This is a genomic window from Terriglobia bacterium (assembly GCA_020073205.1).
Classification (GTDB): Bacteria; Acidobacteriota; Polarisedimenticolia; order Polarisedimenticolales; family JAIQFR01; genus JAIQFR01.
This window is the reverse complement of record JAIQFR010000114.1, coordinates 1-13414: the sequence shown is the minus strand read 5'-3', so window position 1 is coordinate 13414 and position 13414 is coordinate 1. Positions and strand designations below refer to the sequence as shown.

Below are 13414 nucleotides of genomic sequence, written 5' to 3'. Positions count from 1 at the left end.
GGCCTGGCTGGGAGATTCCAGCCAACGGAAGCAGCAGGCTGCCCACGATCAGAGTCTTGAGCATATCCAATATGGCGCCGTTACCTGGTCTTGGAACAAGTACAAACCAACGGCCGATTGTTCCCCGGCACGGACTGCCCTGCAGGCCCCAGGGAAGCTTTCTCAACCGTCGACCTTGCGCCAAACGAACGGCTCACTCCGATTGTGGCGACTGCCGCGTGCAGATGCCCATTTCGCCCCTCGACCGAGTGTGCCAGGGTGATGAACATCTGCCACGATGGCGTAATCGCGAACGACGTCCCGCCGCCAACATCAAGAACGCTCGCCTTGGCTATTTGGTCGTGGTGAGTCCACTGATCGCCCGAGAGGCCTGCATGAAACAGGCTAAAGTTGAGTTCAAGCCCGCTGTGCGTGTACATCCCTTGCCCTGTGGCTAGAAGCGAGAGTCGCCGAGTCAGGAAGTAACCGAGTTGGAATTCGACGTTGCTGCGATTCGGGGCAATGCCCAGAACGCGTTCGACAAATGCGTAGGAATACTGGGCCTGCATGAAGGCGTTGGGAATCAATGGGGCGAGCCGGCGTCCAAAGTTTGTGCCAAAGTGAAACTCGCGCTGGTCGCGCCCAGCCGCGGAGTGCGCAAAATACGTGTAGCTGTTGCTGGGAATGACTACTCTGAAAAAAGGAGTCAGAACTACTCCACGTTTCGTCAGATTGAAGCGGACGTCGGTCGTGAAATCCTGAAAGGTGGAGTGATAGGTTCCGTCGTCCATGGGTAGCTGGTGCGGCTTCGGGCCATAATATCTTGCAGTAATATACGGCACCGCGACTCGCACGGCCAGTTTGCCGGTGAGAGAGTAGTCCACATCAAGGGTCAGAGCATGCGAGAGGATGTGGCCGATATCGTGTGCATCGCTGTTCTCGTAGACGTGATCAGCGACATAGAGGTTCTGATAACTCAATGAAACTGTTCCCTCACCTTTAGGGAACAGCCACGCCTGTGCGGAGACGGGTGAAGGGATCACCAGGACTGCGCAAAGCAGCCGCGACGCCACATCGAGAAAGTTAAACGGCCGGCACACCGCGCGGACCGCCTTTCTCGCCCACTACGGCAGCTCCTTTTTCGAACGCGCTTTCAGCGTGAACGCCATGGCTCGATCGATCGCCGAGAGGTAGTGGCCGGGAGAATTCGGCGCCGTCAGGACGCAGTGAAACTTCTTCTCCGCCTCCGCAGCCGCAGATTTGCTGGACTGAAAAACGACTGGCAATACCACCGGTTTGGAAGGAACCGACTGCGCGTGCCGTTCCAGGCTGTCGGCGTCCCCGGCGTCCACTAACAGAAGGTCGTATTTTTGGGCCCGCAGCACTTCGTCCAACCTGGCGGGGTCGTCCAAAGAGTAGAACGTCAGGCCCACCCGCTTTCCAGCGGATTGCCGCTCCAACTCTTTTACCACTCCCGCAACCAGTGAGTTCCGAGGTGTGTAGGCCAGGATCGAAGCCGGGCGCGGACTCTCATTGACCTGGCGGAAACGGAGGTTTCCGAGACTCAGCACCAGCTTGTCGCCGCACGCGAACGAAGCCGTTGAAACGAGCCCCCAGACCGCCAGTAAGAGCGCGGCATCCAACGGTTTTCGCATGATTTTCCCCACTGCAGCGACTACACGGCCGGACGAGAGTGCGGATTCATTATCCGCTGAAGCACCGGGTGTGTCAAGTAAAACTCGCATTTCCATATGATCCGCCCAAGCTGCAAAACGCCTGAAGAGACTGGCTATGGGAGACGCCTCTACCGAGCGGGTCGCCCGAAGTCCGGTGTGAATGTTCAGGCGGCAGGAATCTAAAGCAGCCCGACCCGCCGAATGAGATCCTGGAACCTTGGTTCCTGGCGCAGGCTGTCGAATCTCGGATCAACTTCGAGCCACGCCATCATGGGAGAGTGCTGCTCGAAGGCCTTTTCCAGCCATGCAAGAGCTTCGTCCTTTTCGCCCATGCCGACATAAATCAGCGCAAAGTGATGGGCCGCAATAGGAACCGTCTTCGCTGTGCTCAGCAATCGGTCCAGGATCTTGCGCGCCTCGTCTTTCCTGCCTGTTATCCCATAGATGAATGCGATTTCCGGGGAAAGGCTCGGATCTTCCCCGTAGAGAGCGATGCTCTTTCGAATCTCTTCCATGCCTTTGTCATGCATCCCCTTATAAACGTAAGCCCACCCGAGTGAATCTCGCGGAGCGGCCTGATTGGGATAGAGTTCGAGCGTCTTCTGATATTGTTCGATGGCCGCGTCGTATTGACGCGCGCTCAAGTGCGCATCCGCCAGTTCTTCGTTGGTTAGCGGTGAAAGCGGGTCCAATTCGAGGGAGCCGGAAGAACAGCTGCTGATGCGACATCTCGAGGGAGAAGATCCCGACGGTCTTCCCCTGGCGGAGCGAGGCATGCGAGGCGATGTTGAGGGCCAGCGTCGTCTTTCCCATGGCGGGGCGCGCGGCCAGGATGATCAGGTCCGCGGGCTGCAGTCCGGCGGTCAGCTCGTCGAGATACGAGAAGCCCGTCGGGATCCCGGTGATGAGCTCCCGGCGCTTGGTCAGCTCGTCGATGACCGCGAACCCCTTTTCCGCCACCAGCTTGATCGGGAGGAAACCGGAGCGCAGCCGGTCCTCGGCGATCCTGAAGATGGCCTTTTCCGCTTCGTCGAGGAGATCGTCGGTTCCCCCGGCGGGCCGGAACGCGGATTCGAGGATCTGCTGCGCGGACCGCGCAAGCTCCCGCCGGACCGCGGCCTCGCGCACGATGCGCGCGTAGTGCTCGACGTGGGTGGAGCGCGGGACGCCGTCGAGGAGGCCCGAGAGATACGCCGCCCCGCCGCAGGCTTCGAGATCTCCCGCCCGTTCCATCTCCGCTCGAAGGGTCACGAGGTCCAGCGCCGCCCCCGCCTCCGCGAGTGCAAGGAGGCTGCGGAAGATCTTGCGGTGGCGTGGAACGTAGAAGAACTCCGGCCTCAGCAGCTCCTGGACCCGGTGGAGCTGCTGATTGTCCAGGAGCACCGCGCCGAGAACGGATCGCTCCGCCTCGTCGGAGTGCGGAAGGGCATCGGCTGCGAGGTCCGAGGTCATCGTCCGTGGAATGGGCCGCCGACCGTGCGGGGCCGCGCGGATGTTAGCACGGGAGCGCGCCGCTCGGCCCGCGGTCGCCAACGATGCTACTCTCTCGTCTTTCCGGAGGCGCGGGACCCGCCCGCGCTGGGAGGCGTGGGATGCGTCGAACCGGGCACGGGCTCCCTTGGGTGCCGGCCGCGCTGGCCTTCGTGGCGCTGGGGGTCGCGGCGCCTGCCGCCGAGCGCCCCAAAGTGGTCGTCCTCGGGTTCGACGGCGCCGACAGCCGGCTGGTCGAGGAATGGGTGAAACAAGGAGCGCTTCCGAACCTCGCGAGGCTGCAGGAGGAGGGGACGTACGCTCCGCTCGAGCCCACCAACCCACCGCAGACGCCGGTGTCCTGGTCGTCGTTCGCCACGGGCACCAACCCAGGGAAGACGGAGATCTTCGACTTTCTCAAGCGGAACCCGAAGGACTACCTCCCCGACTTCGCGATGAACAGCGAGAGCCGGCGCACGCTCCTCTTCGGTGAGCGGAACGGGCTCGGGCTCGGACTTCTCGTAGGATGCCTCGTGCTGCTGCTCGCGCTGGGCGTGCTGCTGTTCACGAAGGTCACCTGGACCACCCGCGTCCTCGTCGGGCTGCTTTTCGGGATCGCGGCCGGTCTCCCGGTGGGGTTCGTGGCAAAGCGGTTCCTGCCCGCGGAGATGCCCACCGCCGTGAACAACCGCAAGGGGCGCACGATGTGGGAGCTCGCCTCCGAGGCGGGGCTCAAGGTGCAGGTCATCCGGGTCCCCGCGACGTTCCCCGCGGAGAAGGTCGGGCACGGGCACATGCTCTCTGGTCTGGGGGTGCCCGACATGCGCGGACGGGTCGGCACCCCGTCTTTCTACACGTCGAATCCGGAGTTCCGCCCCGGCGACAACGAGTTCAGCCTCGAGTTGATCCGGCTCCCGGGGCGGCGTGGCAGGATCGAGACCAGCCTCATCGGCCCGTTCAACAAGCCTTTCTATGACTACGTCGTGGACCGGAAGACCGCGGGTACCGGACCCGTCGAGCGGGCGGAAGCGCGGCGACGCGTGCGCCAGGATCTCGACGACGCCGGCGTGCGCCGCCGGATCGACCTGCCGATGGTCCTGGACGTGACGGACGGCGCGTGCGCGATCACCGTGGCGGGTCAAACGAAGACGCTTAGGGTCGGGGACTGGAGCGACTGGTTCACGTTCGACTTTCCGGTCAACTGGGTCATCGACGCCGCGGCCCCACTCAGGGGGATCGGACGATTCAAGCTCCTCAGGCTCGATCCCGACGTGGAGCTCTACCTTTCCCCGGTCAACTTCCATCCGTGCTGCCATCCCGTGGCGTTCTCTTGGCCACCTTCCTATTCGGAGGACCTCTTCAAGCGTTTCGGCCTTTACAAGACCATCGGCTGGCCCGAGGACACTTGGTCGCTCCCCTCCGGGATCGGCGACGAGAGCCTGTTCCTCGAGGACATGTACTTCACCGTGGACAAGGACGAGGAGATCCTGAAGGGGCTACTCGGAGACCACAGGGACGATCTCTACGTCCAGATCTTCTACTTCACCGATCGAATCGGGCACCTCTTCTGGCAGTTCCTCGACCCCGGGCATCCACTTTACGACCCGAAGAAGGCCGCGAGGTACGAGCCCGAGGTGCTGAAGGCGTACCGGAGGATGGACGAGATGATCGGTAAGGCGCGGGAGCTGGCGGGGAAGGACGCGCTGTTCATCGTCTGCTCGGACCACGGGTTCTCGTCGTTCCGGCGGGGGGTCAACTACAACACCTGGCTCGTACGAAACGGCTTCATGACGCTCAAGGGACAGAACGAAACCACGAATCTCGCGAAGCTGTTCGACACCCGAGACCTGTTCGCCAGCGTCGACTGGTCGCGCACCAAGGCGTACGCGCTCGGTCTCGGGAGCATCTACGTGAACCTGTCGGGCCGGGAGCGCGACGGCATCGTGATGCCCGGCGAGGAGTACGAGAAGGTCCGCCGCGACATCAAGCACGGCCTCGAAACGATGGTCGACGAGACCACGGGGCAGCATCCCGTGACGCGGGTTTGGACGCGCGAGGAGATGTACACCGGCTTCAATCCGGACCTGATTCCCGATCTGAGGGCCGGGAGCAACCTGAACTACAGGGTCTCCTGGCAGACGAGCCTCGGCGGCGTCCCCCCGGATCTCATCGAGGACAACCGGAAGGCGTGGTCGGGCGATCACTGCTCCAACGATCCCGAACTCGTCCGGGGCATTTTCTTCTGCAATCGGAAGATCAACACCCCCGCGCCGCGGATGGTCGACATCATGCCGACCGTCCTCAAGGCCTTGGGGGTTCCGATTCCGCCCGAGGTCGATGGCCGAGCTCTCTTCTGATCGTCCGCGCCCACGGCTCGCGTGGGCCCTCGCGGCCGCGCTCCTCGCGGCGACCGCCCTGGGGAGAGGCGCGCCTTCCCGCCCCGCCGAGGAGCGCGTCGATCGCCTGGCCGTGCTCCAGGACGAGATCGTCCGTCTCCGCGCGGAGATGGGAACCCTCGGAGTGCGGGAGAAAGGACTCCTCGGCGAGGTGGCACATCTCGGCGCCGTCCTGAACCTCCGCGCGCGCGAGGCCCAGTGGGCTTCGCTGAAGCTCGACGGGGTGCGGGCGGGCCTCGCGGAGCGCAGGGCTCGGATCGCCGCCCTCGATGCGGCGCAGTCGTCGCGTCGAAGGGCGCTTGCGGCGAGGGTCCGCGAGATCTACGAGCGTGGCGCCGACGTCGAGGCGCGGCGGCTCCTCGGGGGAGGCAGCGTGGAGGCCTACCTGGAGGGGCTACACTACGCGTCCTTCCTGAGCCAGCGCGACGCGAAGCTCCTCGAAGGCTGGCGCGAAGACGGGCGGCGGCTCCGCGAGGAGTCCGGGGCGATGGCCGAGGAAGAGCGAGGACTCGAGCGTGTCCGGACCGCGGCGACGAGCGCCGCCGCGGAATTCGAGAAGAGCCGCGCGGATCGCGCGCGCCTCCTCGAGGGAATCCAGGCCGACCGCGCGAAGCACCAGGAGGCGATCGAGGAACTGGAGCGCGCCGCCCGCGAGCTGGGCAAGCTCGTCGAGGCGGTCGGCGGCGAGGCGCATGGGCCGGTGCTGGACGTGCGGAAGTTCTTCGGCCTCCTCGACTGGCCGGCGGATGGCCCGATATCCGCCGCCTACGGCGACTCGGTCCACCCGCGATTTCACACGGTCGTCCGGCACCCGGGTCTCGACATCGACTCTCCCGAGGGGGCGAGCTTCCGTGCGGTCTTCGACGGCCGGGTGGTCTTCGCATCCTGGCTGCACGGGTACGGCCTGACGGCGATCGTCGACCATGGCAACGACTTCGTCTCGGTCTACGCCCACGCATCCATCCTGCTCGTCGCGCCGGGAGACGACGTGACGCGCGGGCAGGTCCTGGGACGCGTCGGGGACACGGGCTCGCTGCGGGGCGCCTACCTCTACTTCGAGACGAGGAACAAGGGCAAGCCGGTGGACCCGCTTGCTTGGCTCCGCCGCAGATGATCCCCGGCTTGCCAAGGTCCGATGCTAAGTGTAGGTTGTGATTGGGCCGTTCGACGGGGGAGCGGGGAAGGGAAGGACTCGCGGATGTCCAAGGGTCGCATGGCGCTGCTGGGGGTCTCCGGGCTCCTCGTCCTGATGCTGCTGGGCGGGGGGGTCCTCGCGCGGGTGGCGCCGGCGGAGGGGACCTATCGGCAGGTGGTTCTCTTCTCGGAGGTCTTTTCGCTGGTCCTCGACAACTACGTCGACGCGGTGGCACCTGAAGGCCTCCTCAAGGGAGCTCTCGACGGGATGCTGGAGGGGCTCGACGCACAGGGGGCCTACCTTTCTCCCGAGGAAGTCGTCCGCTGGAAAGAGGCGAAGGGCCTCGGCGCCGCCGATCCGGGGGTGACCGTCGTCAAGGCGTACGGCGCCCTCCAGGTGGCCGCGGTGGTGCCGGGCTCTCCGGCCGAGACCGCGGGAATCGGTCGAGGCGACCAGATCCGCCGGATCGAAGGCCGATCGCTTCGCGACCTCTCGGTGGAGCAGTCCCTGAGGATGCTGCGCGGCGAGCCCGGGTCATCGGTCCGGCTCACGATCCTGCACACGCGGGACGCGTTCAAGCGCGAGGAGCTCACGCTCCGCCGGGCGTTGCGCACCGACCGCCCCGAGAGGCTCGAGGTCCGGGACGGCATCGGCGTGTTGACGGTCAGTGATCTGCGAAGGGTATCGCCCGAAGCCTTGGCCGCCGATCTCAAGGGCGCGCGGGAGCGCGGCGTCGACAAGCTCCTCATCGACCTCCGTTACGTCGCGGACGCAAGCCCGCGGGACGTCCTCGGCGTGGCGGGGCTGTTCGCGCCGGGAGATCTGCTGATCCTCAAGGAGCGCGGTGGGCGCGCGGTCGAGACCCTGAAAGCGGGTGGCTCCGGCAACGTCTGGAGCGGCGCCTTGGGCGTTCTCGTCAACGGCGGGACCGCGGGAGGAGCCGAGGCGCTCGCGGAGGTCCTCCATTCCCGAAGGAAGGCGACGGTCTACGGCGAGCCGACCTACGGTCTCGGGGCGGAGCCCAAGCTGTTCGAGCTGCCCGACGGGTCGGGCCTTCTCGTTTCGGCCCTGCTCTGGGAGACCGCCGGCGGACGGGGATGGAACGGCGACGGCGTGACGCCGGACAAGATGCTGCGGCCCGCCGGCAAGCCCGAGGACGCGGACGAGGACCAGCTCAAACGGGCGCTCGAGGATTTCCGCGCCGCGCAATCGGCGGAGCCGCTCAGGAAGGCCGCCTGACCGCTCGTGCGCCGCGGGCGGGCGCGATCGAAGCGGGGCTCTCGTGATCTCCACGGTCCTGATCCTCGCTCTCGCGGCGGCGACGGCCGGCGCGGAGACGGCGGTTCCCCCGACGGCGTCGGCCGACGCGGCGGCGTCGCGCGGCGATGCCTACTACCACTTGATGAAGGCCCGGCTCGCGGCCGGCCGGAACCGACTGTCGGACGCGCTGGGCGAGATCCGCGCGGCGACCGGAATGGTGCCGCAGTCGGCGGGCGTGCGCGCGGAAGCGGCCTCGCTGCTGCTGGCGCTCGGGCGCGCCGCGGAGGCGGAGCGGCTCGCGCGCCAGGCGATCGAGATCGATCCCGGCGAGACCGCCGCCCTCAGGGTGCTCGCCGATCTCGCCGCGCGCCGAGCGCTCGCGGGGGATCCCGACCCGGCGTCCCGGAACGAGGCGATCCGGCTGTACGAGGTGCTCGCGCGGTCGCAAGACGCCGAGGACGATCTGTTTCCGATCCTGGCTCGGCTCAAGCTGATGGCCGGGGACTCGGCGGGCGCGGCGGAGGCGGCGAGGGCCCTGGCGTCCCGCCGGCCCGGCGATGCATCGGCCGCGAGGCTTCTGGCGCAGTACCTCGACCGCGACGGGAAGAAGGGCGACGCGGTGCGTGGTCTCGCGTCCTTCATCGCCGCGAATCCGGGCGTGGAGGAGCTGATACCCCTGCTCGGGGACCTCGCGAGGGAAGCGGGAGAATGGGAATCGGTCGAGGCGGCCTGCTCGAAGGTCCTCGAGTCGCCGCCCGAGCGTCCGTCGGCGCGGGCGCTCAGGGGCGAGGCGCTGCTCCACCTCGGCCGTGGCCGGGAGGCGATCGCCGAGCTCGAAAAGGTGCGCGCCGCCGCGCCGGAGAACCGGCTGGTGCTGTTCCAACTCGCGACCGCGTACGGCGACGTTGGCCGGTTGACCGAGGCCGCCGGTCTCCTGCGCGACTTGGCCAGGGACCTGCCGGATCAGGTGGGCGTCCGCCTGTTTCTCGGCGAGATCCTCTCGCGGCAAGGGGATCTCGACGGCGCGATCGAGTCGTTTCAGGCGGCGCTCCGCTCCGTCGCCGCGGACGAGCCGGATGTCTCCGAGCGCCGTGACGGGATCCGCCGGCGGATCGCGATGATGTGGCTCGCACGGCAGAAGACCGACGAGGCGGCCAAGGCGCTCGGGGCGCTCGAAAAGGCGGACGAGCCGTCGTCCCTGGAGCTTCGCGCGAGGTTGGCGCTGGAGACGTCGGACTGGAAAGGCGCCGCCGCTCTGGCCCGCCAGCTCCGGGAGAAGGGGGAGGTCGGCGCCGCTGCGGCACTCGAGGGGGAAACGCTCGTCAGGTCCGGAAGAGCGGAGAAGGCCCAGGCGAAGTTCGAAGAGGCCGCCCGTGCGCTCGGTTCAGGGACCTGGGTGCGAGCCGCGGAGGCGTACCGCTCCGCGGGGCACGAGGAGGAAGGGGAGAAGTTGCTGCGAGGCTGGACCCGAAAGGAGCCCGGAAGCGGGGAGGCTCACTTCGCCCTCGGCGCCTTCCTGGAGCGGGAGAAGAAGTACGACGAGGCGGACGGCGAGTTGGGTGAGGCGATCCGCCTTGACCCCAAGGACCCTGTCGCGCTCAACTACCTCGGTTACAGTCTCGCCGAGCGCGGCCGCCGCCTGGACGACGCGCTGGGCTTCGTGAGGAGCGCTCTCGAGGCCGATCCCTGGAACGCGGCGTACCTGGACTCGCTGGGCTGGGTGCTCTTCCGCATGGGGCGTTTCTCGGAGGCACGCGATCCGCTGGAACGCGCGGCCACGGAGTTTCCGCGCGACGCGACGGTCCTCGAGCACCTCGGCGATCTCTACGAGCGTATCGGCGAGCGCGATCGCGCGGTGTCCTTCTGGCACCGCGCACTGGACAACGGATCCCCCAACTCCGACGCGCTGAACACCAAGATCGCCCGGGCTGCCGCGGAGCCGGGCAGGGAACCCGGCCAGCCCCAGGACCCAAGCGACCCGTCGCGCAAGGCCCCTCCGGCTGCCCTGCCCGGGCCTCGATGAGGGTGAGGGCGGCGGCCGCCGCGACGGCCGCCGTGACGCTGCTCTTCTCATCGGCCTGCCACGAGCGACGCGGCCCGCTGCCGCCGGGAGGCGAGCCGATGGCGGTCGGCACCTACCGCGGCTCCGTCGACGCCGGCGACGGGAAGTCGCGGCGCTTCCGGTTGTTGCTCTGGGCGGCGGCGCCGGATCGCATCCACGCGGAGTTTCTCCCGCCCGTCGGAGGGCCCGCGGTGATCATCGACGGAGGCGGCGGACGTCTCGCGGTCACCCTGGTGCGCGAGCGGACGGCCTACGTCGGCGTCGCGTCTCCCGCCGCGATCGGGGCGGTGGCGGGAGTCGCGGTCCCTCTCGAGGACCTGGTTCGATGGATCGTCTCGGGGCCGGAGCCGGCTCCCGCGGAGATCGTCGTGAGGCGCCAGCCGGAGTGGGGCCCCGGACTTCCGCGGGCCCTTGAGATCCGCTCGGGCGCGCGTCGCCTCGTGATCGAGCGGCGGCGTCTCGAGAGCGGCGTCGCGCTGGCCTCGGGGACGGGTACCGGCGCTGTGCCGGCGGGCGTCGTCGAGCGGCCGATCGAGGAGCTCGACGGAGCGATCGCGGCCGGGGAGGAGACCCGACGGCCGGAGAGGCCATGAGTCTCCTGGATCTGCGCCTCGAAGCGCAATGTCCCGCGAAGGTCAATCTCGCCCTGAGCGTGCTGGGCGTTCGAGCCGATGGATACCACGAGATCCGCACCGTGTTCCAGGCGGTCGATCTCGCGGACACGCTCGTCGTTCGGCCCTCGCGAGACCTCACGCTGTCGTGCGAGGCCGTCGGCGTCCCCCGCGACGCGTCGAATCTCGTCGTGCGCGCCGCTCGATTGCTGGCCGAGCGTTGCGGGGTCCGCGCCGGCGCCGCCATCGCGCTCACGAAGCGGATCCCGGTCGGGGGAGGCATGGGCGGCGGCAGCTCGGATGCCGCCGGAGCGCTCGTGGCGCTCTCCGCGCTGTGGGGCCTCGGTCTCGGGGTCGAGGATCTCGAACCGCTCGCGGCGCGGGTGGGGGCCGACGTGCCGTTCTTCCTCCACGGAGGGACGGCGGTCGGGGATGAACGCGGGGATCGGATCGCCCCCATGCCGTTCGCCGGCCCGCTCCGGCTCCTTCTCGCGGTTCCACCCTTCGGGATCCCCGCCGCCGAGGCCTACGCATGGGCGGACGCCCATTTGACACTCGCTCCGAAGGATGTTAGCGTGGAGCCCGCGGCGGCTGGTAAAGTGTCGCCAGGAAAAGACTTCCGCTGGGGAGTCAACGATCTCGAGGCGGGGGTCTTCGAGCGGTTTCCCGGTCTTCTGGCAATGAGGGACGGCTTGCTCCGGGGAGGGGCCTCGATCGCCCTCTTGAGCGGGAGCGGGTCGACGGTATTCGGGGTGTTCGATGATTCCGGTTCGCTGCAGCGGGCTGCCGAGAACCTGGCGACGCGCTTTCCGGGATGGAGGCTCCTCCCGGCGCGCGGCGTCCCGGATGCGGCGCGCGTTGTGGCGGCCGGTGGGCCCGTTTGAGGCCGACGGAAGGGAGCCTTCAGCATGGAGATCACCGAGGTCCGGGTTTTCGCCGTGAACGAAGAGAAGCTCAAGGCATTCGCCTCGATCATATTCGACGACTGTTTCGTGGTCAGCGACATCAAGATCATCCAGGGGACGCACGGGCTGTTCATTTCGATGCCGAGCAAGAAACGGAAGAACGGCATGTTCCGGGACATCGCCCATCCCCTCAACAGCGAGACCCGCAGGAAGATCGAGGAGCAGATCATCGAGAAGTACAAGGAGGTCCTCGCGCAGGGCGGCGAGGACCTTCCGGCAGGGATCCGGATGCTCGGCGACCGGCCTCCCGGGGAGGAGCCCGGATACGATCCGCTCGAGGATCGGGGCGCGCCCTGGTCGTAAGGGGTCGCGCCCCGCACTGGGGCGTCGTCAAGTGGTAAGACACGGGTCTTTGGAACCCGCATTCGGAGGTTCGAATCCTCCCGCCCCAGCCAGGTCCGGAGCGGCGAGACGGGCGCACCCGCGATGAAGAGCGAGCTCAAGGTCTTCTCGGGAAACGGAAATCCGAGGCTCGCGCAGGCCATCTGCGATTACCTCAGGATCCCGCTGGGCCAGCTCAAGCTCCTGCGCTTCAGCGACGGGGAGGTCTACTGCCAGGTTCTCGAGAACGTTCGGGGGACCGACGTGTTCGTGATCCAGCCGACGTGCCATCCGGTGAACGAGAACCTGATCGAGCTTCTCCTCGTCGTCGACGCGCTGAAGCGCTCCTCGGCCGCGAGGATCACCGCCGTCGTGCCGTACTACGGTTACGCGAGACAGGACAGGAAGGACAAGCCGCGGGTGCCGATCTCGGCCAAGCTGGTGGCGGATCTCCTGGAGGCCGCGGGAGTCCAGCGGATGCTCGCCGTCGACCTGCACGCTCCGGCGATCCAGGGCTTCTTCGACGTGCCGGTGGACCACCTCCTGGCCGCGCCGGTCCTCCTCGACTGGATCGCCAGGGAGCACTTCGAGAACCTGACGATCGTCTCGCCGGACGCCGGCGGGGTGGAGAGGGCACGGTTCTTCGCGAAGCGGCTCGGCGCGGCGCTGGCCATTATCGACAAGCGCAGGATCGAGGCCAACGTGGCCGAGACGATGCACGTCATCGGCGACGTCAAGGACCGGTCCTGCGTCATCGTCGACGACATCGTCGACACCGCCGGCACCCTCACGGGGACCGTGCGGGCGCTCAAGGAAAAGGGGGCGCGATCGGTGACGGCATGCTTCACCCACGCGGTGCTGTCCGGTCCTGCGATGGAGCGGCTCGCGACGCCGGAACTCGACCGGGTGATCGTCACCGACACGATCCCGCTGTCGGACGCGAAGGCCTCGGATCCGAAGATCACCGTGCTCTCGGTGGCGAACCTCCTCGGGGAGGCGATCGCGCGGATCCACGGCAATTCCTCGGTGAGCTCGCTGTTCGTCTGAAGCGTCGGGATCGCGGCGGCGCCGGGGAACGGGACCCGTCCGGCGAGGCCAAGGCCGCCATCGAGGCGGCGCAACCCACGGGTCTCCGAGCGGAACGGCCCCGTCCGTCCCCGCAGGGCGCGGACGGTGCGGGGCGGATGAGAGTCAGCCATGATCAAGAGCATCGTCGTCGAAGTGGAGCCCCGGCCGGACCGGGGGAAGAACGCGAGCCGGCGCTGGCGCCGCGCCGGGCGGGTGCCTGCGGTGATCTACGGGGCGAACGAGCCCCCCCTCGCCGTGGGCGTGAGCCCGCGCCGCCTCGAGGAGGTGCTGCACCTCGAGGCGGGACGGAACACGATCTTCACCGTCGCCTTCGCCGGAAAGGACCAGCAGGGCGCCGTGATGATCAAGGATCTCCAGCGCGATCCCGTGAGCGAGCTCGCCCAAGCTCACGGAAAAGCTCCGCCTGCTCTCGTCCATCGGGCTCGGCTATCTCCGGCTCGGCCAATCCGC

13 protein-coding genes and 1 tRNA gene are annotated in these 13414 nt (G+C 67.5%); 10 read left to right on the top strand and 4 right to left on the bottom strand.

Annotated features, from left to right (window positions below; genetic code table 11):
* Positions 1-80: 80 nt before the first annotated feature.
* The 4 genes from LAO51_17405 to LAO51_17390 form a co-directional block, all read right to left on the bottom strand.
* Positions 81-1079, bottom strand: coding sequence for a hypothetical protein (locus tag LAO51_17405; GenBank protein ID MBZ5640519.1), 999 nt, complete (start codon positions 1077-1079; stop codon positions 81-83).
* Between the two features lie 24 nt (positions 1080-1103).
* Entirely contained in the window at positions 1104-1634 is a 531-nt protein-coding gene (locus tag LAO51_17400) for a hypothetical protein (protein ID MBZ5640518.1), read from the bottom strand.
* 200 nt (positions 1635-1834) lie between these two features.
* Positions 1835-2170, bottom strand: a complete 336-nt coding sequence (locus LAO51_17395; GenBank protein ID MBZ5640517.1) for a tetratricopeptide repeat protein — start codon at positions 2168-2170, stop codon at positions 1835-1837.
* Positions 2171-2189: 19 nt separating this feature from the next.
* Positions 2190-3107: a hypothetical protein gene (locus LAO51_17390; GenBank protein ID MBZ5640516.1), complete on the bottom strand. Its 918-nt coding sequence runs from the start codon at positions 3105-3107 to the stop codon at positions 2190-2192.
* 140 nt (positions 3108-3247) lie between these two features.
* Here LAO51_17390 and LAO51_17385 point away from each other — a divergent pair, with 140 nt between their 5' ends.
* The 10 genes from LAO51_17385 to LAO51_17340 all read left to right on the top strand — a co-directional run.
* Entirely contained in the window at positions 3248-5482 is a 2235-nt protein-coding gene (locus LAO51_17385; GenBank protein MBZ5640515.1) for an alkaline phosphatase family protein, read from the top strand.
* Positions 5463-6635 carry a M23 family metallopeptidase gene (locus LAO51_17380; GenBank protein ID MBZ5640514.1) on the top strand — a complete coding sequence of 391 codons (1173 nt, stop codon included), beginning with the start codon at positions 5463-5465 and terminating at the stop codon, positions 6633-6635. Before LAO51_17385 ends, LAO51_17380 begins: the two co-directional genes overlap by 20 nt.
* An 84-nt stretch (positions 6636-6719) precedes the next feature.
* On the top strand, positions 6720-7895 hold the full coding sequence (locus tag LAO51_17375; GenBank protein ID MBZ5640513.1) for a PDZ domain-containing protein: 1176 nt from the start codon (positions 6720-6722) through the stop codon (positions 7893-7895).
* Between the two features lie 43 nt (positions 7896-7938).
* Positions 7939-9939 (top strand): tetratricopeptide repeat protein, encoded by a 2001-nt coding sequence (locus LAO51_17370; GenBank protein MBZ5640512.1) that lies wholly within the window; start codon positions 7939-7941, stop codon positions 9937-9939.
* On the top strand, positions 9936-10571 hold the full coding sequence (locus LAO51_17365) for a hypothetical protein (protein ID MBZ5640511.1): 636 nt from the start codon (positions 9936-9938) through the stop codon (positions 10569-10571). The genes LAO51_17370 and LAO51_17365 overlap by 4 nt, the downstream gene beginning before the upstream one ends.
* Complete coding sequence (gene ispE / locus LAO51_17360) at positions 10568-11473, top strand: 4-(cytidine 5'-diphospho)-2-C-methyl-D-erythritol kinase (GenBank protein MBZ5640510.1); 906 nt, start codon at positions 10568-10570, stop codon at positions 11471-11473. Before LAO51_17365 ends, ispE begins: the two co-directional genes overlap by 4 nt.
* Positions 11474-11497: 24 nt before the next feature.
* Entirely contained in the window at positions 11498-11857 is a 360-nt protein-coding gene (gene spoVG / locus LAO51_17355; GenBank protein ID MBZ5640509.1) for a septation regulator SpoVG, read from the top strand.
* Between the two features lie 17 nt (positions 11858-11874).
* Positions 11875-11949: transfer RNA gene (locus LAO51_17350), tRNA-Gln, on the top strand.
* A gap of 31 nt (positions 11950-11980) precedes the next feature.
* Complete coding sequence (locus tag LAO51_17345; GenBank protein ID MBZ5640508.1) at positions 11981-12922, top strand: ribose-phosphate pyrophosphokinase; 942 nt, start codon at positions 11981-11983, stop codon at positions 12920-12922.
* A 150-nt stretch (positions 12923-13072) separates the two neighbouring features.
* Positions 13073-13414, top strand: a 342-nt coding sequence (locus LAO51_17340; protein ID MBZ5640507.1) for a hypothetical protein, incomplete at its 3' end; no start/stop codon positions are given.

Excerpts from the sequence above, each read along its gene's own strand:
- LAO51_17400 (MBZ5640518.1), bottom strand. The coding sequence starts at position 1,634 with ATGCGAAAACCGTTGGATGCCGCGCTCTTACTGGCGGTCTGGGGGCTC.
- LAO51_17395 (MBZ5640517.1), bottom strand. The coding sequence starts at position 2,170 with ATGGAAGAGATTCGAAAGAGCATCGCTCTCTACGGGGAAGATCCGAGC.
- LAO51_17390 (MBZ5640516.1), bottom strand. The coding sequence starts at position 3,107 with ATGACCTCGGACCTCGCAGCCGATGCCCTTCCGCACTCCGACGAGGCG.
- LAO51_17385 (MBZ5640515.1), top strand. The coding sequence starts at position 3,248 with ATGCGTCGAACCGGGCACGGGCTCCCTTGGGTGCCGGCCGCGCTGGCC.
- LAO51_17380 (MBZ5640514.1), top strand. The coding sequence starts at position 5,463 with ATGGCCGAGCTCTCTTCTGATCGTCCGCGCCCACGGCTCGCGTGGGCC.
- LAO51_17375 (MBZ5640513.1), top strand. The coding sequence starts at position 6,720 with ATGTCCAAGGGTCGCATGGCGCTGCTGGGGGTCTCCGGGCTCCTCGTC.
- LAO51_17365 (MBZ5640511.1), top strand. The coding sequence starts at position 9,936 with ATGAGGGTGAGGGCGGCGGCCGCCGCGACGGCCGCCGTGACGCTGCTC.
- ispE (MBZ5640510.1), top strand. The coding sequence starts at position 10,568 with ATGAGTCTCCTGGATCTGCGCCTCGAAGCGCAATGTCCCGCGAAGGTC.
- spoVG (MBZ5640509.1), top strand. The coding sequence starts at position 11,498 with ATGGAGATCACCGAGGTCCGGGTTTTCGCCGTGAACGAAGAGAAGCTC.
- LAO51_17345 (MBZ5640508.1), top strand. The coding sequence starts at position 11,981 with ATGAAGAGCGAGCTCAAGGTCTTCTCGGGAAACGGAAATCCGAGGCTC.